This is a genomic window from Kineococcus arenarius subsp. arenarius (assembly GCF_050871845.1).
Lineage (GTDB): Bacteria > Actinomycetota > Actinomycetes > Actinomycetales > Kineococcaceae > Kineococcus.
This window is the reverse complement of record NZ_JBJLSE010000017.1, coordinates 41,766-62,335: the sequence shown is the minus strand read 5'-3', so window position 1 is coordinate 62,335 and position 20,570 is coordinate 41,766. Positions and strand designations below refer to the sequence as shown.

The 20,570-nt window shown below is 75.5% G+C and carries 18 protein-coding genes and 1 pseudogene; 9 read left to right on the top strand and 10 right to left on the bottom strand.

Annotated features, from left to right (window positions below; genetic code table 11):
- The first annotated feature begins 211 nt into the window (after window positions 1-211).
- A complete protein-coding gene (locus tag ACRYM0_RS06865) occupies window positions 212-1,195 on the top strand; it encodes an ABC transporter substrate-binding protein (RefSeq protein WP_432503372.1) in 984 nt (327 codons plus the stop codon).
- Window positions 1,196-1,273: 78 nt separating this feature from the next.
- Here ACRYM0_RS06865 and ACRYM0_RS06860 read toward each other — a convergent pair whose 3' ends face one another.
- The 3 genes from ACRYM0_RS06860 to betT are packed head-to-tail and all read right to left on the bottom strand — an operon-like array spanning window position 1,274 to window position 6,560.
- Window positions 1,274-2,872 carry a GMC family oxidoreductase gene (locus tag ACRYM0_RS06860; RefSeq protein ID WP_432503370.1) on the bottom strand — a complete coding sequence of 533 codons (1,599 nt, stop codon included), beginning with the start codon at window positions 2,870-2,872 and terminating at the stop codon, window positions 1,274-1,276.
- 28 nt (window positions 2,873-2,900) lie between these two features.
- Window positions 2,901-4,370, bottom strand: coding sequence for an aldehyde dehydrogenase family protein (locus ACRYM0_RS06855; RefSeq protein WP_432503369.1), 1,470 nt, complete (start codon window positions 4,368-4,370; stop codon window positions 2,901-2,903).
- A gap of 27 nt (window positions 4,371-4,397) precedes the next feature.
- The gene (gene betT, locus ACRYM0_RS06850) at window positions 4,398-6,560 is read right to left on the bottom strand and encodes a choline BCCT transporter BetT (RefSeq protein WP_432503368.1); all 2,163 of its coding nucleotides are present in this window, start codon (window positions 6,558-6,560) and stop codon (window positions 4,398-4,400) included.
- Between the two features lie 237 nt (window positions 6,561-6,797).
- On the opposite strand from betT, the gene treZ reads away from it, so the two are divergent.
- Both treZ and ACRYM0_RS06840 read left to right on the top strand, forming a co-directional pair.
- Window positions 6,798-8,555 carry a malto-oligosyltrehalose trehalohydrolase gene (gene treZ / locus ACRYM0_RS06845; RefSeq protein WP_432503380.1) on the top strand — a complete coding sequence of 586 codons (1,758 nt, stop codon included), beginning with the start codon at window positions 6,798-6,800 and terminating at the stop codon, window positions 8,553-8,555.
- Window positions 8,552-9,217 (top strand): NUDIX hydrolase N-terminal domain-containing protein, encoded by a 666-nt coding sequence (locus tag ACRYM0_RS06840; RefSeq protein ID WP_432503366.1) that lies wholly within the window; start codon window positions 8,552-8,554, stop codon window positions 9,215-9,217. Before treZ ends, ACRYM0_RS06840 begins: the two co-directional genes overlap by 4 nt.
- Before the next feature lie 52 nt (window positions 9,218-9,269).
- On the opposite strand, the gene ACRYM0_RS06835 is transcribed toward ACRYM0_RS06840, so the two are convergent.
- Both ACRYM0_RS06835 and zapE read right to left on the bottom strand, forming a co-directional pair.
- Window positions 9,270-10,460, bottom strand: coding sequence for a Na/Pi symporter (locus ACRYM0_RS06835; RefSeq protein ID WP_432503364.1), 1,191 nt, complete (start codon window positions 10,458-10,460; stop codon window positions 9,270-9,272).
- 121 nt (window positions 10,461-10,581) lie between these two features.
- Window positions 10,582-11,667 (bottom strand): cell division protein ZapE, encoded by a 1,086-nt coding sequence (zapE, locus tag ACRYM0_RS06830; RefSeq protein WP_432503363.1) that lies wholly within the window; start codon window positions 11,665-11,667, stop codon window positions 10,582-10,584.
- A gap of 155 nt (window positions 11,668-11,822) precedes the next feature.
- Here zapE and ACRYM0_RS06825 point away from each other — a divergent pair, with 155 nt between their 5' ends.
- The 3 genes and pseudogenes from ACRYM0_RS06825 to ribA form a co-directional block, all read left to right on the top strand.
- Window positions 11,823-12,728, top strand: coding sequence for a sulfurtransferase (locus ACRYM0_RS06825; protein ID WP_432503362.1), 906 nt, complete (start codon window positions 11,823-11,825; stop codon window positions 12,726-12,728).
- A gap of 41 nt (window positions 12,729-12,769) precedes the next feature.
- Window positions 12,770-13,183: a SufE family protein gene (locus ACRYM0_RS06820; protein ID WP_432495476.1), complete on the top strand. Its 414-nt coding sequence runs from the start codon at window positions 12,770-12,772 to the stop codon at window positions 13,181-13,183.
- Window positions 13,184-13,354: 171 nt separating this feature from the next.
- Window positions 13,355-13,951 (top strand): annotated as a pseudogene (ribA, locus tag ACRYM0_RS06815) (GTP cyclohydrolase II); the annotation flags it as partial.
- A gap of 58 nt (window positions 13,952-14,009) precedes the next feature.
- On the opposite strand, the gene ACRYM0_RS06810 reads toward ribA, so the two are convergent.
- Genes ACRYM0_RS06810 through ACRYM0_RS06800 form a run of 3 tightly spaced genes read right to left on the bottom strand, consistent with a single transcriptional unit; the run spans window position 14,010 to window position 16,797 of the window.
- Complete coding sequence (locus ACRYM0_RS06810) at window positions 14,010-15,182, bottom strand: AAA family ATPase (RefSeq protein ID WP_432503361.1); 1,173 nt, start codon at window positions 15,180-15,182, stop codon at window positions 14,010-14,012.
- Window positions 15,182-16,384, bottom strand: a complete 1,203-nt coding sequence (locus ACRYM0_RS06805) for an alpha/beta hydrolase (RefSeq protein ID WP_432503360.1) — start codon at window positions 16,382-16,384, stop codon at window positions 15,182-15,184. Before ACRYM0_RS06805 ends, ACRYM0_RS06810 begins: the two co-directional genes overlap by 1 nt.
- Complete coding sequence (locus ACRYM0_RS06800) at window positions 16,381-16,797, bottom strand: DoxX family protein (RefSeq protein WP_432503359.1); 417 nt, start codon at window positions 16,795-16,797, stop codon at window positions 16,381-16,383. Before ACRYM0_RS06800 ends, ACRYM0_RS06805 begins: the two co-directional genes overlap by 4 nt.
- Window positions 16,798-16,857: 60 nt before the next feature.
- On the opposite strand from ACRYM0_RS06800, the gene ACRYM0_RS06795 reads away from it, so the two are divergent.
- The 3 genes from ACRYM0_RS06795 to ACRYM0_RS06785 all read left to right on the top strand — a co-directional run bounded on the left by ACRYM0_RS06795 (window position 16,858) and on the right by ACRYM0_RS06785 (window position 18,308).
- Window positions 16,858-17,412, top strand: coding sequence for a hypothetical protein (locus tag ACRYM0_RS06795; RefSeq protein WP_432503358.1), 555 nt, complete (start codon window positions 16,858-16,860; stop codon window positions 17,410-17,412).
- A 37-nt stretch (window positions 17,413-17,449) separates the two neighbouring features.
- Window positions 17,450-17,881 carry a peptide-methionine (R)-S-oxide reductase MsrB gene (gene msrB, locus ACRYM0_RS06790; protein WP_432503357.1) on the top strand — a complete coding sequence of 144 codons (432 nt, stop codon included), beginning with the start codon at window positions 17,450-17,452 and terminating at the stop codon, window positions 17,879-17,881.
- Between the two features lie 70 nt (window positions 17,882-17,951).
- Window positions 17,952-18,308 (top strand): hypothetical protein, encoded by a 357-nt coding sequence (locus ACRYM0_RS06785; protein WP_432503356.1) that lies wholly within the window; start codon window positions 17,952-17,954, stop codon window positions 18,306-18,308.
- A 67-nt stretch (window positions 18,309-18,375) separates the two neighbouring features.
- On the opposite strand, the gene hemQ is transcribed toward ACRYM0_RS06785, so the two are convergent.
- Together hemQ and hemG are read right to left on the bottom strand one after the other, a co-directional pair.
- Complete coding sequence (gene hemQ / locus ACRYM0_RS06780) at window positions 18,376-19,104, bottom strand: hydrogen peroxide-dependent heme synthase (RefSeq protein WP_432503355.1); 729 nt, start codon at window positions 19,102-19,104, stop codon at window positions 18,376-18,378.
- Window positions 19,105-19,171: 67 nt separating this feature from the next.
- Window positions 19,172-20,545 carry a protoporphyrinogen oxidase gene (gene hemG / locus ACRYM0_RS06775; protein WP_432503354.1) on the bottom strand — a complete coding sequence of 458 codons (1,374 nt, stop codon included), beginning with the start codon at window positions 20,543-20,545 and terminating at the stop codon, window positions 19,172-19,174.
- Between the last annotated feature and the right edge of the window lie 25 nt (window positions 20,546-20,570).

Sequence of the window (20,570 nt, the reverse complement as noted above, 5' to 3'; positions counted from 1 at the left end):
GGGGGGGGGCGGGGCGGGGGGGGGGGGGGGGGGGGGTGGGGGGGGGGGCGGGGCGGGGGGGGGGGGCCCCCCCCCCCCCCCCCCCCCCCACGAGCGCACCCGAAGCGCCTTGGGGGTGCTGGGTGTGGTGAGGCTACCCTTCCTTGCGTGTCCGAACAGGTGCTCTCCATCCACCACCCCTCGCGCCGTCACCGCCGGCGGTGCCGCCTCCGTGCTCGCCCTGCTGACCGGCTGCGGTGCGGGCAGCAGTCCTCCCCCCGCACCGGCCGCGAGCGCCACTGCCGACGTCGCGCAGGGCGGGTCCGCGTTCCGCACGGCCGACACCGCGACGGCCGCCCTGGGGTCCGGCGCGCCCGACGGGGAGTTCCCGCGCACCCTCGTGCACGCCTCCGGCAGCACGACGATCGAGCGGCGCCCCCAGCGCGTGGTCGTGCTGGACACCGGCGAGCTGGACGCCGCGCTCTCCCTCGGGGTCACGCCGGTGGGGATGGCCACCACCGCCGGGCAGACCGGGTTGCCCTCCTACCTCGCCGAGCAGGTCGACGGGCGGGTCGCGACCGTCGGGCCCCTGGACCAGGTCGACCTGGAGGCCGTCGCGGCGTTGCGGCCGGACCTGGTGCTCGGCAGCGCACTGCGGGTGCAGGAGCTGTACCCGCGACTGTCGCAGATCGCCCCCACCGTCCTCAGCCACCGCCCGGGGTTCCCGTGGAAGGAGAACCTCCTGCTGGCCGGCGACGCCCTGGGGGTGCGCGGTGAAGCCGTGGAGCTGCTGACGGACTACCAGCGACGGGCGGACGCGCTGCGCGCGGAACTGGGGAGCACCACGCCGACGATCTCGCTGGTGCGATTCATGCCCGGGCGCATCCGGCTGTACGGGGACCTGTCGTTCATCGGGGTCGTGCTGGGCGACGTGGGCCTGCCCCGCCCGGCCGAGCAGGACGTGGACGACCTGGCGGTGGAGGTCTCGGCGGAGACCATCACGCGGGCCGACGGCGACCGGTTGTTCTACACCAGCTACGGGCCGGTGGAGGCCACCGAGGAGGCCGCCGTGCTCGCCGGCCCCCTGTGGGGCACGATCCCGGCGGTGGCGCAGGGCCGGGCGCAGCGCGTGGACGACGAGACGTGGTTCCTGGGTCTGGGCTACAGCGGGGCGGTGCGGGTCCTGGACGACCTGACCCGGTACCTCACCGCCTGAGCTCCGCCCGGGCTCCACCGGGAGCACCGCAGGCTCGGGCGTGCCGGGGCGCGGCGTCGACGCGCCCCGGCACACCCCTCAGCGAGCGTCCTCCGCGAGCATGTCGGCGCACTTCTCGCCGATGGCCATCGTGGTGATGTTGGGGTTCACCGCGCCGAGGAACGGCATGACGGAGCCGTCGGCGATGCGCAGGCCGCGCACGCCCTTGACCCGCAGTCGCGGGTCCACGACGGCCATGCGGTCGTCCTCGGCACCCATCCGCGCGGTGCACGCCGGGTGGTAGACGGTGTTGTGGGTCTTGGTGATGTAGTCGGCGATCTCGTCGTCGGTGACGACGTCCTTGCCGGGAGCCAGTTCCGCGCCGGCCCACGGGGCCATGGGTTCCTGCTCGACGATCCGCCGGGCGAGCCGGACGCCCTCGGTCATGACCGCCAGGTCGTGTCCTTCGGGGTCGGTGAAGTAGCGCGGGTCGACCTTGGCGCGGTCCCGGAAGTCGCGCGAACGCAGCTTGACCGTCCCCCGAGACCTGCCCTGGGTGACGTTGGGCGTGAGGCAGAACCCGTTGTCGGTCGTGGGGTACCCCCAGCGGACGGTGTTCAGGTCGAACGGCACCGACCCGTAGTGCATCATCAGGTCCGGCACGTTCGTGCCGGCCGCACGGCCGAGCTCGGTGGTGGCGAACACGCCGATCTCCCACCACTGCGTGGAGGCGGTGACCATGGGCTGCAGCGCCTCCCAGAACACCAGGCCCTCGACGTGGTCGTCGAGGTTCTCCCCCACGCCCGGGGACTCGACGAGGACGTCGATGCTGAACTCCCGCAACTGCTCGCCCTGGCCGATGCCGGAGAGCATGAGCAGCTTGGGGGTGTCGATGGCGCCGGCGGAGACGATCACCTCGCGGCGGGCGCGGACCGTGCCGTGGTGGATGAGGTCCGGCGCCATGAACTGCACGCCGGTGGCGCGGTGGGCACCGTCGGCGTCCGGCTCGAGCAGGACCTTCTCGACCCAGTACCCGGTGCGCACCTCCAGGTTGGGGCGCGTGCCGAGGACCGGGTGCAGGTAGGCGTGCGAGCTGGACATGCGGGTGCCGTCCTCGCCGGCGTTGATCTGGAACCAGCCGGCGCCGTTCATCACGGTGGCGCCCTCGTTGAACCGCACGGTCGGCAGGCCCGCCGCGGCCGCCGCCTCCAGCAGCGCGACGCCGGCCGGGTCCACCGGCGGGACCGTCCGCAACCGGACCGGCCCGCTGCGGCCGTGGTGGTCACCGGGGCCGTCGTTGTTCTCCAGCCGCCTGATCAGCGGCAGCACGTCCTTCGCGCCCCACCCGGTGCAGCCCATGGCCTCCCAGGCGTCCAGCCCCTCGGCCGGCGGGTGGAAGGCGATGCAGGAGTTGTGCGAGGAGCACCCGCCGAGCACCTTGGCGCGGGCGTGGCGCAGGAAGCTGTTGCCGTTCTCCTGCGGCTCGACGGGGTAGTCCCAGTCGTAGCCGGAGTCCAGCAGGTGCATCCAGTCGGCCAGCTTGAGGATGTTCTCGTCGCCGACGTCGCTGGGCCCGGCCTCCAGCAGGCACACCGTCACCGACGGGTCCTCCGACAGGCGGGCGGCCACCACGCAGCCCGCGGTGCCACCACCCGCGATGACGTAGTCGAACTCCTCGACGGGGGTCGTCGTGCTCACCGTTCTCCCTCTCCTCGGGCCGACACCGTCAGCCCTTGAACCAGTCGGCTGCCGCCGGCTTCGTGTTGCGCCACACGTGCTGGGTCTCGCGGTACTCCGCCAGCCCGGCCGGGCCGAGCTCGCGGCCGTTGCCGGACATCCGCATCCCGCCCCACTCCGCCTGCGGGACGTAGGGGCCGAAGTCGTTGATCCAGACCGTGCCGTGCCGCAGGGCGCGCGCGACGCGCTCCCCGCGCTCCTCGTCACCGGTCTGCACCCCGCCGGCCAGGCCGTAGGCGGTGTCGTTGCCCAGCTCCACCGCCTCGGCCTCGGTGCGGAAGCGCTCGACGGTCATGATCGGGCCGAAGGTCTCCTCCTGCACCAGGCGCATCGAGCGGTCGCAGCCGTCGAAGATCGTGGGCTCGTAGAAGAAGCCGCGGGCCAGGTCCGGGTCCGCGGGGCGGCGCCCACCGGTGACGAGCCTGGCGCCCTCCTGCAGCCCGAGGCGCACGTAGCCCTCGACCTTGTCCCGGTGCACCGCCGAGACCAGCGGCCCGGACTCGGTGCCCTCGTCCAGCCCGTTGCCCAGCCGGACGCGCCGGGCGCGCTCGGCGACGCGGGCCACGAGCTCGTCGGCGATCGACTCCTCCACGATGAGCCGGGTGCCCGCGGAGCACACCTGACCGGCGTGCAGGAACACCCCGGTCAGGACGGTGTCGGCGGCGCGCTCGAGGTCGACGTCGGCGAAGACGAGCTGGGGGTTCTTGCCCCCCAGCTCGACCGTCGTGCGCTTGACGGTCTGCGCGGTCGAGCGCAGGATCGCGCGGCCGGTCTCCAGCCCGCCGGTGAAGGAGACCAGGTCGACGGCCGGGTGCTCGGTCAGGACCGGCCCGATGGCGGACCCCGCCCCCAGCACGAGGTTGACGACGCCGTCGGGCACGCCCGCCTCGACCAGCAGCCGCACCAGGTGCACCGTGCTCAGCGGGGTGACCTCGCTGGGCTTGAGGACGACGGTGTTCCCCGCGGCCAGCGCGGGGGCGACCTTCCACGACATCTGCAGCAGCGGGTAGTTCCACGGCGCGATCAGGGTGCACACGCCGACCGGGTGGTGCACGACCCGGCTGACGACGTCGTCGCGGCCGACGTCCACGGTGCGGTCGACCTCGACGAGGACCTGCTCGGCGTAGTAGCGGAAGACCGCCGCCACGTCGTCGACGTCGATGCGGCTCTCCACCAGGGTCTTGCCGGTGTCCAGGGTCTCGGTGCGGGCGATCTCCTCGCGGTCGCGCTCGAGCAGGTCCGCGACGCGGCGCAGCAGCGCCGAGCGCTCCTGGACACCGGTGCGCGGCCACGGCCCGGTGTCGAAGGCGCGGCGCGCCGCGAGGACGGCCGCCTCCGCGTCGGGGGCGGAGGCCTCGTCGACGGTCGTGAAGACCTCGCCGTCGTAGGGGTTGACGACCTCGCGACGGCCGCCCTCGGCGGCCGGTCGCCAGGTGGAGTCGATGAACAGCTCGGGCACGGTGGCTCCTCCGGGTCTGCGGGACGGTCAGTTCGCCTGGCGGGTGGAGTCCTGCTGCAGCCGCAGCCACTCCACGTGGCGCTCGTACTGGTCGAGCACGTCGTCGATCAGCTGGGAGTGCGTGTAGCCCATCACGTCGTAGCCCTGCCCGCCCTCGGCGAGGTGCACCTCGAGGCGGGAGTAGGCCTGCTCACGGTCGTCGCCGGACCGGCGCCGGTCGTCGCGGGCGAAGACGGGGACGGGCAGCTCGGCCCGGTGGACCCGGTAGCAGAACGGCTGCGCCTGTCCCAGGTCCGCGGCCAGCTGCGCGTAGCGGTCCCCGAACGCGTCGGTGGTCCAGCCCACCTCCGCGTCCACCCCGCGCTCGCACATCTCACCGGCGACCTCCCGCAGCGCGGGCAGGACGACCTCGTCCAGGTGCCGCTGAGCGGCGTCGCGGGACGGGTACCCCATCGCCCGACCCAGGCGCAGGCGCCAGCTGTCGCCGTCGCGCCGCTCGGGCACGCCGGGGCTGCGGCCCGACAGCCGGCCCGGCAGGCTGGAGACCCGGCTGACGTCCCGCAACCCCTCCAGGCGCAGCGCCTTGTACAGCCCGACCATGACCAGCAGCATCACGAAGGTGAACGGCAGGCCCATGACGACGGTGGCGCTCTGCAGGGCGGTGACACCGCCGACCAGCAGCATCCCCACCGTGAGCAGGCCGGTGACCAGGGCCCAGAAGACGCGCAGGCCGGTGCCGGCGTCGGTGTTCGGCGTGGGCAGCCTGGACGACAGGTTCGCCATCACCAGGGCGCCGGAGTCGGCGGAGGTCACGTAGAACAGCAGGCCGACGACGGTCGCCAGGCCGGCCACGAACGTGAACGCCGGGTACTCCATGAGCAGGGTGTAGAACCCCCGCTCGGGCGTGTTCACGGTCAGCTCGCCGAAGTCCGAACCGCCCCGGCGCACCGCGTCGATGGCGCTGTTGCCGAAGATCGAGACCCACATGACGATGTAGGCGAACGGGATCGTCAGGCTGCCCAGCACGAACTGGCGGATGGTGCGCCCGCGGGAGATCCGGGCCAGGAACATGCCCACGAACGCCGCCCAGGCGGCCCACCACGCCCAGAAGAACAGCGTCCAGCCGTTCATCCAGTCCTGCGGGTTCGTCCAGGCGAAGGTCTCCATCGTCAGGGACCCGAACCCGCTGGCGAAGTCACCGATGTTCATGACCAGGCCGTTGAGCAGCAGCGTGGTGTTCCCCGCGATCAGCACGAACAGCACCAGGCCCGCGGCGAGGAGCACGTTGAGCTGGGACAGCAGCTTGATGCCCCGGTCCACGCCGGTGACGGCGGAGATCGTGGCCAGCACGACCGCGAGGGCGATCAGCCCGATCTGGGCGGCCGGGCCCTCGGGGACGCCGAACAGGACGAACAGGCCGAAGTTCAGCTGCACGACGGCGATGCCCAGCGACGTCGCGACCCCGAAGATCGTGCCGAGCATGGCGGCGATGTCGACGCCGTGACCGAGGGCACCGTGCACGCGCCGGCCGAACACCGGGTACAGCGCCGAGCGGATCGCCAGGGGCAGGTTCATGCGGTAGGAGAAGTACCCCAGGGCCATGCCCATGAGCGCGTACATCCCCCAGCCGGAGATGCCGTAGTGGAACATCGTCCACACGGTCGCCTCGCGCGCGGCGGCCACCGTGCCGCCCTGGCCGACCGGCGGCTGCAGGAACTGCGTCACCGGCTCGGCGACCGCGAAGAACATCAGGTCCGTGCCGATGCCGGCGGCGAACAGCATCGACACCCAGGCGAAGGTGCTGAACTGCGGGGAGGAGTGCTCCGGGCCGAGCTTGGTGCGCCCGTACCGCGACAGCGCCAGGACCACGACGAAGACGAGCACGACCGTGGCGAACAGGACGTAGTACCAGCCGAACCACTGCCCCACCCAGCCCACCGCGGCGGAGATCACCGACGAGGCGGACTCGGGGGCGAGCAGGATCCAGCTCGCCAGCGCGAGCACGGCGATCGCCGCTCCCCAGAAGACCGGCGCCTGCACGCGGGCCTCGCGCCCCGCCGGGCCCGCCCCGGCGCCGCCGGTGGGCTGCACCGCGGTGCTCCCGTCGGGGTCGGTCCCGTGGCGGGTGCTCCCGTCGGGGGTGGTTCCGTCGGGACTGCTGCCGGCGGGGGTGGTGCCGGGTGTGCTCACGGGTCCTCCTGCTCGTGCCGGGTACCGTCGCGGCGGCACCCGGCGGCACCGGGGGGCCCGGGCGGGGCGGCGATCGGCGGTGCGGTCGCGGTGCGGCTGTCCAGCGGGGTGGTCGACGCCGGACGACGGCACACCTTAGGTGGGGAGCAACGGTTGCTGTCAAACGCGTCACCACCGCTGCAGGGAGCACGGGTCGCCGGGTCGGGCGCCGTCCGCCAGGGTGGGACCATGGTGCGGATGCAGCGGTTCGGGGTGTGGGCGCCGACGGCGCAGCGGGTGGACGTGGTGGTCGGCACCGGCGACGGGGCCGCGCGGCACGCGATGCAGCGCAGCGGGTCGCCGCGGGAGGGCTGGTGGAGCACCGAGGTCGAGGGTGCCGGGCACGGCACCCGCTACGCGTTCTCCCTCGACGGCGGCGACGCGCGCCCCGACCCCCGCTCGGGCTGGCAGCCCGAGGGGGTGCACGCGGCCAGTGCCGTGGTCGACCCCGCCACGTTCACCTGGAGCGACGACGCGTGGACCGGCCGCGACGCGCGCGGGGCGGTCTTCTACGAGCTGCACGTGGGCACCTTCACGCCGGAGGGCACCTTCGCCGCGGCGACCGCGAAGCTGGACCACCTCGTCGACCTCGGCGTCCAGGTGGTGGAGGTGCTGCCGGTCTCGGCGTGGGACGGGCCGTGGAACTGGGGCTACGACGGCGTCGCCCCCTACGCGGTGCAGCACGAGTACGGCGGCCCCGAGGGGTTCGCCGCGTTCGTGGACGCCTGCCACGGCAAGGGGCTGGCCGTCGCGCTGGACTGCGTCTACAACCACCTCGGGCCCAGCGGCAACTACCTGGCCGAGTTCGGCCCGTACTTCACCGACAAGCACGACACCCCGTGGGGCGCAGCGGTCAACCTCGACGACACCGGCTCGCAGGAGGTGCGCCGCTGGATCTGCGACAACGCGCTGCGCTGGTTCCGCGACTTCCACGTCGACGCGCTGCGCCTGGACGCCGTGCACGCCCTCGTCGACGACTCCCCGACGCACGTGCTCGCCCAGCTGGCCGACGAGGTCGCCGAGCTCTCGCGCGAGCTGGGCAGGCCCCTGTCCCTGGTGGCCGAGTCCGACCTCAACGACGCGGCGATGGTGACCCCCAGGGCCCAGGGCGGCACGGGCATGACGGCCCAGTGGGACGACGACGTGCACCACGCCCTCCACGCGCTGCTGACCGGCGAGCGCCAGGGCTACTACGCGGACTTCGGCTCCCCCGAGGTGCTGAAGACGACGTTCGAGGAGGCGTTCTTCCACGCGGAGCGGTTCTCCGCCTTCCGCGGCGAGGTGTGGGGGAAGAGGGTCGACCGGGACCGGGTGCCGGGCACGGCGTTCCTGGGGTACCTGCAGACCCACGACCAGGTCGGCAACCGCGCCGTGGGCGAGCGCATCGGGCACCTGCTGAGCGAGGCGCGCCTGGCGGCCGGGGCGGCGCTGTACCTGCTGGGGCCGTTCACCCCGATGATCTTCATGGGCGAGGAGTGGAACGCCTCCACGCCGTGGCAGTTCTTCACCTCCTTCCCCGACCCCGAGCTGGGCCAGGCGGTCAGCCGGGGCCGTCGCTCGGAGTTCGGCGACCACGGCTGGAGCGCGGAGGACGTGCCCGACCCGCAGGACCCGGCGACGAGGGAGCGCTCGGTGCTGCGCTGGGACGAGCTGGGGCGGGAGCAGCACGCGCGGGTGCTGGAGTGGTACCGCACGCTGACGCGGCTGCGCCGCGAGGTCCCCGAGCTGCGCGACGCCGACCTGCGGCGGGTGCGCGTGGACGCGGCGGACGGCGCGCTGGTGCTGCACCGCGGACCGTACCGGGTGGTCGTCTCGCTGGGCGGCGGGGACGACGTGGCCGTCGGCGGGGCCCCGCTGGAGGTGCTCGCCGCGTTCCCGGCCGGGCCGGCACCGGAACTGCTCGCCGGGGGCGTGCGCTTCGCCGGTGAGGGCATCGCCGTGGTGCGGGTGGCGTGAGCGGCGCCGCCGGGGGCGGCGAGCGGGCCGAGCAGGTGCGGCGGGCCGCGGTGCGGCTGGCCGCCCTGGCCCAGGACGGCCTGGCCTACTCCGTCGGCGACGCCACCAAGGACTACGACACCGCCCGCTACCGGCAGATCACCGAACTGGCCGCGGGCCTGCTGGCGAGCGTGTCCGGCACGCCCGTGGAGGAGCTGCGCCTCGTGCTGGGCCGCGACGCCGGGTACGCCACCCCCAAGGTGGACGTGCGCGCCGGCGTGGTCGACGAGCGGGAGCGGCTGCTGATGCTGCGCGAGCGCAGCGACGGGCTCTGGTCGCTGCCCGGTGGCTGGGTCGACCCCGGCGACCGGCCCGGGGAGGCCGCGGTGCGCGAGGTGCTGGAGGAGACCGGGTACCCGGTGGAACCGGTGAAGCTGGTGGCGGTGTGGGAGCGCGACGTGCGCGGCAAGCAGCCGCCGCTGCCGGTGTCCGTGTTCCACCTGTTCTTCCTGTGCCGGCCGGTGGGCGAGCCGGTGGCCGCGCAGGACCTGGAGACCCTCGAGGTCGGCTGGTTCGGCCTGGACGAGCTGCCGGAGCTGTCGGGGGCGCGCGTCACGCGCGAGGAGCTGGAGCGGGTGCTGGCGCACCACCGCGACACCTCGCTGCCCACGGAGTGGGACTAGCGCGGCCGGACCGGGACGGCGGGGCGGCGACCCGGCCGCCCCGCCGCGCGGGTCAGCCGGCGGCGACGGCGACGACCGGCAGGGCGACGAACACCCCGCCGGTGTAGACCGGCACGACCCAGCGCCGCCGCGCCGCCAGGGCGCCCAGGCCCTCGGCGAGGCGGACCGGCAGGTACCGGATCCGCGGCAGCGGGTAGATCAGCGTGACGGCGGTGACGTTGAACAGCACGTGGACCAGGGCGATGACGAGCCCCTCCGGCTGGCCGGTGGCCAGCGCCGCCAGCAGCGCCGTCAGGGTGGTGCCCAGGTTGGCGCCCAGGGTGATCGGGTAGGCGTTGCGCACGGTGAGCGCCCCAGCGGCCACGAGCGGGAGCAGCGTGACGGTGACGATGGAGGAGCTGACCACGAGGATCGCCGCGACCGTGCCCACGGCGATGCCGACCAGGCCACCGGCCCGCCCGACCGACCGGTTCGCCTTCTCCTGCAGGGGCCCGGCGATGACCGCCCGCATGTTCTTGCTGAGGTACCGGATCGTGACGTAGAGGGCCGCGACGCCGAGCACGAGCATGACCGTGCCCAGCCCCGCCCCCGCCGGCACCAGGGCCGACAGGACCGTCTCGACCGCGGCGTTGGCCGGGTCGGTGGCCATCGCCAGCGGGCTCGTGGTCTCCACCCCGGTGATGCCGGTGTCCGCGACGACGCCGGCGAGCCAGCGCGCCGCCGAGGACAGGAACCCGGTCAGCAGTTCCAGGGGCAGCAGGACCAGCACCGCCAGGAAGTTGAAGAGGTCGTGCATCGTCGCCGCTGCGACGACCTGCCGGAACTCGTCGCGCCGGCGCATGCTGACCATCGTGACGATCGTGTTGGTCACGGTGGTGCCGATGTTGGCGCCCATCACCATGGGCACGGCCGTCTCGACGGGGACGACGCCCGTCGCCACCAGGCCGACGATCGTGGAGGTGGTCACCGACGACGACTGAACCAGGATGGTGGCGAGGACGCCGGCGAACAGGCCCGAGAGCGGGTGGCTGACCCCCGCGAGCACCGCGTCGCCGAACCCCTCGCCCATCTGGGCGATGCCGTCCTCCAGCACCCCCACCGCGACGAGGAAGAGGTACAGCAGCACCAGGGCCAGCAGGGCGCGGACGGCGACCTGCCTGCCGCTGGGGCGTGGACCGTCGGGGGACCGCGCCTGCGACTGCGGCCGAGCGGGGACGTCGTGCGTGCGCGTGCGGTGTGCCATGGGGCCCTCCGGGATCGGGTGCGCGACGCCCGAGGAGTGCCCCCCGCCGGTGAACCCCCGGTGACGACCGCCGCAACCGTGCGCGTCGGGGTCGTGGCGCCCCGGTCGCTCCCGGACGGGGTCAGGCCAGCGCGGCGCCGTCGCGGGCCAGCGCCGACAGCCGGGAGACCGCGCGCAGGTACTTCTTGCGGTACCCGCCGTGCAGCAGTTCGTCGGTGAAGACCGCGTCGAAGGGGACGCCGGAGGCGACGACCGGGATGTCGCGGTCGTACAGGCGGTCGGCGAGCACGACGAGGCGCAGGCCGACCATCTGGTCGGAGACGGTGCCCACCCCGCGCAGGCACACGGCCGCGGTGTCGCGGACCATCGCGCCGTAGCGGCTGGGGTGCACGCGGGCCAGGTGCGCCAGGACGGCGTCGAAGTCGTCCAGGGTGGCGCCGGGACGGGCCGCGGCGACGCGCTCGACGTCGGCGTCGTCCAGCGGAGCCGGAGCGGCCGGCAGGCCGCGGTGGCGGTAGTCCTCGCCGTCCACCCGCTGCACCGCGAACTGACCGGCCAGGGCCTGGATCTCGCGCTGGAAGTCCTGGGCGGCGAAGCGCCCCTCCCCCAGCGCACCGGGCAGCGTGTTGGAGGTGGCGGCGAGCTTGACGTCGCGGTCCACCAGCTCGCGCATCAGCCGGGACATCAGGACCGTGTCGCCGGGGTCGTCGAGCTCGAACTCGTCGATGCACACCAGGTCGTGCGGGGCCAGGGCGTCGACGGCCTGGCGGAAGCCGAGCGCCCCGACGAGGTTGGTGTACTCCACGAAGGTGCCGTAGGCGGCGGTGCGCCCGCCCTCGGTGACGACCTGGTGGTAGAGCGAGGACAGCAGGTGGGTCTTGCCGACGCCGAAGCCGCCGTCGAGGTACACGCCCGGCGCGCCCTGCGGGGCGCTGCGGCGCTTGAACAGCCCCGCGAGGCCGCCGCCGCGCCCGCCACCGCCGGCCAGGACCCGCTCGCCGAAGCCGCTCATCGCCGCCACGGCCTCGGCCTGGGTGGGCTGGTCGGGCGCGGGCACGTAGCTGGCGAAGCGCACGCCCGAGAAGCGCGGCGGCGGCACCAGCTCCGCGACCAGCTGCTGCGGGGGCACCCGGGGGTCGCGCTCGACCAGGGAGCCCGCCGCGCTGCGCTCCTGGGGCTGCACGGGCGTCTCCTCGGGTCGGCTCACCCGGACAAGGGTAGTGAGGCGGGCGGCACCCGGCGTCCGGGGCGTCTGGCAGGATCGCGACGCGGCGGGAACGCGACCGCGCGGCGCGGTGTTGGTGCTGCTGCGGGCGCGCAGCCCGCCGGACGCGAGACGCCCCCACCGCACGGAGGACGACAGTGGCCCTGCCCCACGACGGCGACGAGAAGCTCGCCGCCTACGCCCACCCCGAGAAGCTCGTCACGACCGCCTGGCTGGCCGAGCACCTCGGCGAACCGGGCCTGAAGGTGGTGGAGAGCGACGAGGACGTCCTGCTGTGGGACACCGGGCACGTGCCCGGTTCGGTGAAGGTGGACTGGCACACCGAGCTGAACGACCCGGTGACGCGCGACTACGTCGACGGCGAGGGGTTCGCGGCGCTGATGTCCCGCAAGGGCATCTCCCGCGAGGACACCGTGGTGATCTACGGCGACAAGAACAACTGGTGGGCCGCCTACGCGCTGTGGGTGTTCACCCTGTTCGGGCACCCCGACGTGCGGCTGCTGGACGGCGGGCGCGCCAAGTGGATCGCCGAGGGCCGCGAGACGACCACCGAGGCCCCCGAGCCGGAGCCGGCGCAGTACCCCGTCGTCGAGCGGCAGGACGCCTCGATCCGCGCGTTCAAGGAGGACGTGCTGGCCCACCTGGGCGGCCGGCTCGTCGACGTCCGCTCCCCGCAGGAGTACACCGGTGAGCGCACCCACATGCCCGACTACCCCGAGGAGGGGACCGTGCGCGGCGGGCACATCCCCGGCGCCGAGAGCGTGCCGTGGGCGCGCGCGGCCGCCGAGGACGGCACCTTCCGCACCCGCGCGGAGCTGGAGGAGATCTACCAGCAGGAGAAGGGCCTGGCCCCCGGCGACGACGTGATCGCCTACTGCCGCATCGGGGAGCGCTCCAGCCACACCTGGTTCGTGCTGACGCACCTGCTGGGCTTCGAGAAGGTCCGCAACTACGACGGCTCGTGGACCGAGTGGGGCAACGCGGTGCGCGTGCCGATCGCCGTCGGCCCGGACAAGGGCGAGGCGCCGGCGGTGCGGCGGTGAGCGAGGACGTCTTCTCCCCCACCGCGGGGCTGCCGCCGGCGATGGCGCAGATCGTCGAGGAGTTCCAGGCGCTGCCCGAGCGCGAGCGGCTGCAGCTGCTGCTGGAGTTCAGCCAGGGCCTGCCGGCGCTGCCGGCGCACCTGGCCGACCACCCCGAGCTCATGGAGCGCGTGGACGAGTGCCAGTCGCCGGTGTTCGTCAACGTCGAGGTGGACGCCTCCTCGGCGGTGCACCTGCACGTGTCCGCTCCCCCGGAGGCGCCCACGACGCGCGGGTTCGCCGGGGTGCTGCGCGAGGGCCTGGACGGGCTGCCCGCGGCGCAGGTCCTCGACCTGCCCCCGGACGTGTGCTCGCGCCTGGGCCTGGAGCGGGCGGTCAGCCCGCTGCGCATGCGCGGCATGACGGGGATGCTGGCCCGGGTCAAGCGCCAGGTGCGGGTCGCGACCGCGTCCTGAACCCCGGGCACCGGCACTACCCTTGCAGGTTCAAGCAGTTGTCCGCCGGCCGGTGGCCGGCACGAGGAGACGCACGTGACCGAGGTCCAGGAGTCCGGCACCACCACCCCGCCGGGGCAGCGCGCCACCGTGCCGGGGCAGCACGCCGGCCTGCCGCCGCAGCACCCGGCGCTGCCGATCGTGCGGGTGTCCGAGGCCGTCCTGCCCACCACCCACGGCACCTTCCGGGCGGTGGCCTACCGGCAGGCCGACGGCGTCGAGCACCTCGCGCTGGTCGCCGGTGAGGTCGGCGACGGACACGGCGTCCTGGTCCGGCTGCACTCCGAGTGCCTCACCGGCGACGTCCTGGGATCGCTGCGCTGCGACTGCGGCCCCCAACTGCACGCCGCGCTGGCGGCGATCACCGAGCGCGGACGTGGTGTCGTGCTGTACCTGCGCGGGCAGGAGGGCCGCGGCATCGGTCTCGCCGAGAAGATCGCCGCCTACGCCCTGCAGGAGCGCGGCCGCGACACCGTCGAGGCCAACCTCGACCTCGGCCTGCCGGTGGACTCGCGCGACTACACCGGCGCGGCCGCCGTGCTGCGCGACCTGGGCGTGCGGGACGTGGAGCTCCTGACGCACAACCCCGTCAAGGTCGAGGCGCTGCGCGGGCACGGGGTGCCGGTGCTGGCCCGCCGGGACCTGCCGGTGGCCCAGACGCCGGACAACGTGCGCTACCTGCGCACCAAGCGCGACCGGATGGGCCACCGCCTGCCGGGCGTGTCCTGAGGCGCTTCCCCGCCCGTCCCCGCCCGGTGGGGTCCGGTGCCGGGGGCCGCGGTTCGGTTCAGTGGCTGTCCGTGCCGCGCTGCGAGAGCAGGCGCGGCGCCACGAGCCGGTCGGCGACCAGGCCCGTCACCAGCGAGTACACCGCCTTGTGCGCCACGTCGACGACCTGCTCGCGCACCGGCCACGTGTGCGGGGGCGCCCCCGCGCCCGAGACGTTCTCCGCCGTCTGGTCGAACGCCAGCCGCACCGCCGTGTGCGTGAGGGAAGCCCTCGGCCCCCGCATCCCCAGCGCCGACCACGCACCGCGCAGCGCGCCCAGCGTCGCACCGGTGCCCCAGTGCATCGCGTGGTTCGCCAGCCACGGCCGCTCGTCGTCGCCGACCGGACGCCCCAGCAGCCCCAGCAGCGCCCGCGCCGGCACGTAGGAGTTCGGCCGGTGCGTCAGCGCCTGCTCGACCTTCTCGCCTGCCGTCATCACGGCCACCCCCGCCAGACCGGCCAGCGCACCGCGCCCGGCCGCAGCCAGCAGCAGCGCACCGCGCCCGGATCGCCCCACCTGGTCCTCCACGTGCTCCCCGCCCCCCTCGTCGGCTCCCGCCGCGGGCACCCGACCGTGCCCGACGACCATGCTGGTGCACTCGCGCCCGCCCGGCGAGGCGGCGACCTCGTGCACCACCGCGAACCCCTCCGCGCGCAACGCCGCGGCGCTCAGCAGCGAGCGCCGGTGCGCGTGGCGGGCCAGCACCTCCGCGGGCACCCGCTCGTCCACCGGGCGGCCGCGGTCGCGCTCCAGCAGCGCGGGCAGCGGCAGGTGCGGCATCAGCACCGCCTCGGCGGGCAGGCCCCCCGCGGCGGCGGTGCGCAGGTGCTCCACCCGTTCGGCGCGGCGCAGGTGGGTGGCGTCGGCGAGGTAGCCCGCCCGCAGGCCCGCCAGCGCCTGGCAGCGGCGGCGCGCGCGGCGCACCGCCGGCGGCGAGTACGCCTGCAGGTCCCGCACCGGACGCCCGGCGGCGGCGTCGGCGGCGCGCAGCTCGCGGCGCAGGTCGTCCAGGCTCACCACGGGCAGCGCCGGGCGGGTGCGCCGCAGCAGGGCGCGGCGCAGCGTCGTCTTGCCGCTGCCGGCGGCGCCGACGAGCACCAGCACCACCGGTGCGGGCTCCCGGCACCCGCTCGCGGTGCGCTCGGCGCAGGCGGTGCACGCGCACCCGGGCACCGCGGGCAGCGCGGGCATCAGCCCGCCGGCGGGGCGAGGTCCGGGACCGCGGCGGCGTCGAGGTGGGTGCGCAGGAACCGGCGCACCGCGTCCTCCCACCCCGCCGGGTCCACGTTCCACTCCTTGGTGTGGCGGGCCGTGCCGCTGCGCACGAACGTCACCAGGTCCGGGCGCGCCTCGGCCAGCCGCGCCGACGGCCCCGAGGGCACGTAGTCGTCGGCGTCGGAGTGCAGCAGCAGCACCGGCAGGTGCAGCTCCTGCGCGCGGCCCACCCAGTCCATGCGGCGCAGGTCCACCGGCCCGTCCACGCCGATCAGCCGCCGGCCCAGCGGGTGCCCCAGCAGGCCCAGCCCGTACCGCCCCAGCCGCACCGGCAACCGGTGGCGCCGGGCCTGGTGGTCCAGGACGTCGTACCAGTCCAGCACGGGGCCGTCCAGGACGACGGCGGCCACGTGCCGCGCCAGCGGGGAGCGGGCCACCAGCTGCAGCGCGATCGCCCCGCCCATGGACCACCCCACCAGGACCAGCCGGCGCGCGCCGTGCTCCAGGGCGTACCGGCAGGCGGCCTCCACGTCGTGCCACTCGGTGTCGCCCAGCCCGTAGCGCCGCGCCGGGGACGGCGGGCCGTCGGCGTCGTTGCGGTAGGCGGGCACCAGGCACGTCAGCCCCAGCTCGTGCAGCGGCGGCAGCGCCCGCAGCGCCTCCTCCCGGGTGGCGCCGCGCCCGTGCACCAGCACCGCCCAGGTGCCGCCCTGCGCCGCCGCGGGGGCCGGCACCCGCCAGCAGGGCAGCTCCCCCACCTCCGAGCGCACCACGACGTCCTCGTGCGCCAGGCCCAGCGCGCCGCGCGGGGTGCCGGCGAAGAAGTACTGGTTCCAGCGCCCCGCCCCCGGGCGGGGCGTGCCCGCGTCCACGCCCAGCAGCTCGCGGGTGACGCGCTCGCCGGTGGCCTCCAGCACGCGCCCGACGCGGAGGTGGCCGCGCCCGCCGTCGGTCCACACCCCGTAGCGGCCGGGCACGACGGTGTCGGCGGTGGCACCCAGCACGACGCGGTGCGGGCCCACCTGCAGGACCTCCACGTCGTCGGGCTTGTGGCGGGCGGGGGTGACCACGGCGCGCGCGAAGGCGGTGGCGACGGCCGTGGCGGCGGCCGCCGTCCCCGCGGCGAGGACCGCGCCGGAGGCCGCGGCGCCCAGCACGGCGCGCCGGTGGCCGTTCACGCGGGGCCGCCGCGCGCCACCCGCAGCGCCGTGCGCACCAGCGGCACCTGCAGGGGCAGCCGCGCCAGGGTGACGGCCCGGCGCAGCGCGCCGGCCCGGCCGCGGGCGTGCCGGGCGTCCAGCGCCATCCGCCCGTTGGCCGGCCACACCGCCAGCAGGAACCCGGCGCCCGCCCAGCCGGCCGCCCGGCGGGTGGCGGGAACGCTCAGCCCGGCGGCCAGCGCCAGCTCCGCCACGCCGGAGGCGGTCGTCCAGGCCCGGGGCGGCCCGGGCAGCGAACGCGGCACGATCGCGTCGAAGACCCCCGGGCGGCGCAGGTGGGCCAGCCCGGCAACGCCGAACAGCACCGCCAGCGGCGCCCACCGCGCCGTGCTCGCCGGCACCGCCGCTGCCGCACCCCGCCCCAGGACCACGGGGCGATCCTGCCGCAGCCGCACGGGCCCGCGCACGGGGCCCCCGGTAGCGTGACCGGGGTGAGCCACCCCGCCGTGCCGCCCGTCGACCAGCCCGCTGAGCAGGCCCCCCGGGACGGGGCGGACGCCCCGTGGACCGTCGTGGTCCTGACCGAGGAGGCGCTGGGCCTGATCGACGCGGGCAACATCGCCGCCCTGCACGAGGACGAGGACGTGCACCACGTCGTCGTGGTGCCCGCCGACACCGAGCGCAACCTGCTGGCGGACGTGCTCGACCACCTCAGCCTCGGTGAGCTGCGCGCCGCGCTGGAGGAGGTGCGCGCCGGTCGACCCGACCCCGAGCGGGCCCGCGTCGACGCCGAGACGGCGCTGGCGCGCTCCCTGGAGCAGCTGCGCGCGCTGGGGCTGGACGCCGAGGGGCGCACGAGCGGCGACGACCCGGTCCCCGTGGTGCGCGAGCTGCTGGGCGCGCTGCCCGGCGCGCGCGAGCTGGTCGTCGTCACCCGCCCGCACGCCGTGGAGGACACCTTCCACACCGACTGGGCCTCCCGCGCCCGCGACACCCTCGGGGTGCCGGTGCTGCACCTGTACGCCGGCACCACGCGGCTCGGCTGAGCGGAACACCCCCCGCGGCGGGCAGGTTGCACGGGGCATGACCACCCCGGAGACGACCGCGAAGAAGTACGCCGTCACGAAGTCCGACGAGCAGTGGCGCGAGGAGCTGTCCCCGCAGGAGTACGCCGTCCTGCGCCAGGCCGGCACCGAGCGGCCGTTCAGCAGCGAGTACGAGGACGACCCCACCGAGGGCGTGTACGCCTGCCGCGCGTGCGGCGCGGAGCTGTTCACCAGCACGACGAAGTTCGCCTCGCACTGCGGCTGGCCGTCCTTCTACGACCCGAAGGACTCCGACGCCGTGGAGCTGATCGAGGACCGCTCGCTGGGGATGGTGCGCACCGAGGTGCGCTGCGCCACGTGCGGCTCGCACCTGGGTCACGTGTTCGAGGGTGAGGGCTTCCCCACGCCCACGGACCAGCGCTTCTGCATCAACGGGATCAGCCTGACGTTGCGCCCGACCGCCTCCTGACGCGCACCGGGCAGCGGGCGCGGGGCCGCTGCGGGTGCGGCCGTGCGGAGCCGGAGGCAGAGTGGACGGCATGAGCGAGCCGTACTCCGAGACCTACCAGCCGATCGACCCCGAGCTTGACCCGCTGGACGACCCGGACCTGCGCGCGCAGAACTCCTCGATCGACGGCGACGGCAACGAGGGCGACGAGCTGGGCGCCCTGCGCACGGACACGCTCCTCTTCGACGCGGACGACGACACCTACGACACGGGCCGCCAGGTGAGCCACGCCACCGAGGAGCTCATGAGCGACGACGTGGACGTGGACAACGAGACGATCGACGAGCGGGTGACGCAGGAGGAGCCGGACGAGTCCGGCGGTGCGGGGCACGCCGGCGTGGCCGACCACGTGGCCGCCGCCGACACCGAGGACCCCGAGCGCCTCTGAGGTCTTCCACGACGCGCGAGAGCCGCCGCCCCGGAGGGGCCGGCGGCTCTCGCGCGCGGTGGAGCCGTCAGGGCAGGGCGGCCACGAGCTCGGCCAGCGGCGTCCGGGTGCCGGTGTAGAACGGCACCTCCTCGCGCACGTGCCGGCGGGCCTCGGTGTTCCGCAGCTCGCGCATGAGGTCGACGATGCGGTGCAGCTCGTCGGCCTCGAAGGCCAGCACCCACTCGTAGTCGCCCAGCGCGAACGCGGAGACGGTGTTGGCGCGCACGTCGCCGTAGGAGCGGGCGGCCAGGCCGTGGTCGCGCAGCATCGTGCGCCGCTCCTCCTCGGGGAGCAGGTACCAGTCGTAGGAGCGCACGAACGGGTACACGCACAGGTAGCCGCGGGGTTCCTCCCCGGCCATGAACGCGGGGATGTGACCGCGGTTGAACTCGGCGGGGCGGTGCAGGGCGACGACCGACCACACCGGGGTGAGGTGGCGGCCCAGGCGGGTGGCGCGCAGCCGGCGGTAGGCCTCCTGCACGAGCTCGACGGTGTCGGCGTACCACCACACCATGAGGTCGGCGTCGGCGCGCAGGCCGGCGACGTCGTACAGGCCGCGCACCGTCAGGCCCTTGCCGGTGAGCTCGTCGAGCAGCGCCTGCACCTCGGCGGTCAGCTCGGCGCGGTCGGCCTCGCCGAGGGTGTCGCGCACCGCGAACACCGACCACATGGCGTAGGCGATGGTGTTGTTGATCTCCTCGGCGCTGGTGCGCGCGGCGCTCGGCGCCGCCGCGTTCGGGGTCTGCTCGCTCATGCCCCCATCGTCCACCCGGGCCGGGTGCACCCCGGAGCCGGGCCGGGTGAGCCCCGTCACCCCCGGCTCACCCCACCGGGGCGGGCAGCACCTCGTCGGCGGCGCGGGTGGCCGCGGCCACGCACGCCGGCACGCCCACCCCGTCCAGCACGGAACCGGCCAGCGCGAGCCCGCCGGCGGCGGCGACCGCGGCGCGCACCCGCTCGACCCGCTCGACGTGACCCACGGCGTACTGCGGCAGGCCGTCGACCCAGCGCACCACGGCCGAGCCCACCGAGTGCAGCGCGCGGCCCAGCAGGGCCGAGGCGTCGGCGGTGGCCCAGCGCAGCACGTCGGCGTCGTCGGCGTCGAGGGCCTCGCGCTCGCCGGCGCGGCCCAGCGAGACCCGCAGCACCCGCACGTCCGGGCGCTGGGCGGCCACCCAGTCCCACTTGTTCGCCGACAGGGTCAGCGCCTTGACGCGCAGGCCCGCGGCGGCCGCCTCCACGGGGGGCACGAGCACGCCGGAACCGGTCAGCCCGGCCAGCTCGTCGGTGGGCACGGCGAGCGCCGCGATGACCATGCTCGCGGTCTGCACCGCGGCCAGCTCGGCGGCGGCGGCGGGCACGGCGTCGCGCAGCAGCGCGGCGGCGGCGGGGGCGGGCACGGCCAGCACGACGGCGTCGGCGGTGCGGGTGCCGCCGGGGGTGCTCACGCGCCAGCCGCCGGCCGCCTCGCGCTGCAGGGCGGTGACGGGGGTGCCGGTGCGCACGGCGACGCCGGCGGCGGCCAGCGCCGCGGTCAGCGCCTCGGGCAGGCGGGCCACCCCGCCGGCGACACCGGCGAAGACGGGGCCGGCGGCGGCGGGCCGGGCCGCGGCGGCGGCGCGCACGGCGGCCAGCAGGGAGCCGCCGCGGCGGGCGCTCTCCCACAGGGCCGGGACGGTGGCGCGCAGGGACAGGCGGTCGGCGTGCCCGGCGTAGACACCGCCGAGGAGGGGCTCGACGAGGCGGTCGACGACCTCGCGGCCGACGCGGGCGGCGACGTGCTCGGCGACGGCGACGTCGTGCTCCAGCGGTGCGGCGGGCAGGTCCTCCTCGGCGCGCACGCGTTCGACGGCGGCGGGGTCGAGCAGGCCGGCGACCTGGTCGGCGGAGCCGGGCACCCCCATGACGGTGCCGGCGGGCAGGCGGTGCAGGGAGCCGTGCGAGCGCACGGCGGCCGCGGCGGTCGCCGGGTGCACGAGGTCGTCGCCGAGCCCGGCGGCGCGGATCAGCTCGACGGCCTCGGGGCGTCGGGCGAGGACGGACTCCGCGCCGAGGTCGACGACGACGCCGCCGACCTCGGCGCGCTGCAGGACCCCGCCGGTGCGGGGCGAGGCCTCCAGCACCTCCACGTCGGCGCCGCGGTGCAGCAGCCGGTGCGCGGCGGCCAGGCCGCTGACGCCGCCGCCGACTACCACGACGCGCGGTCGCGGACCCGCCGGC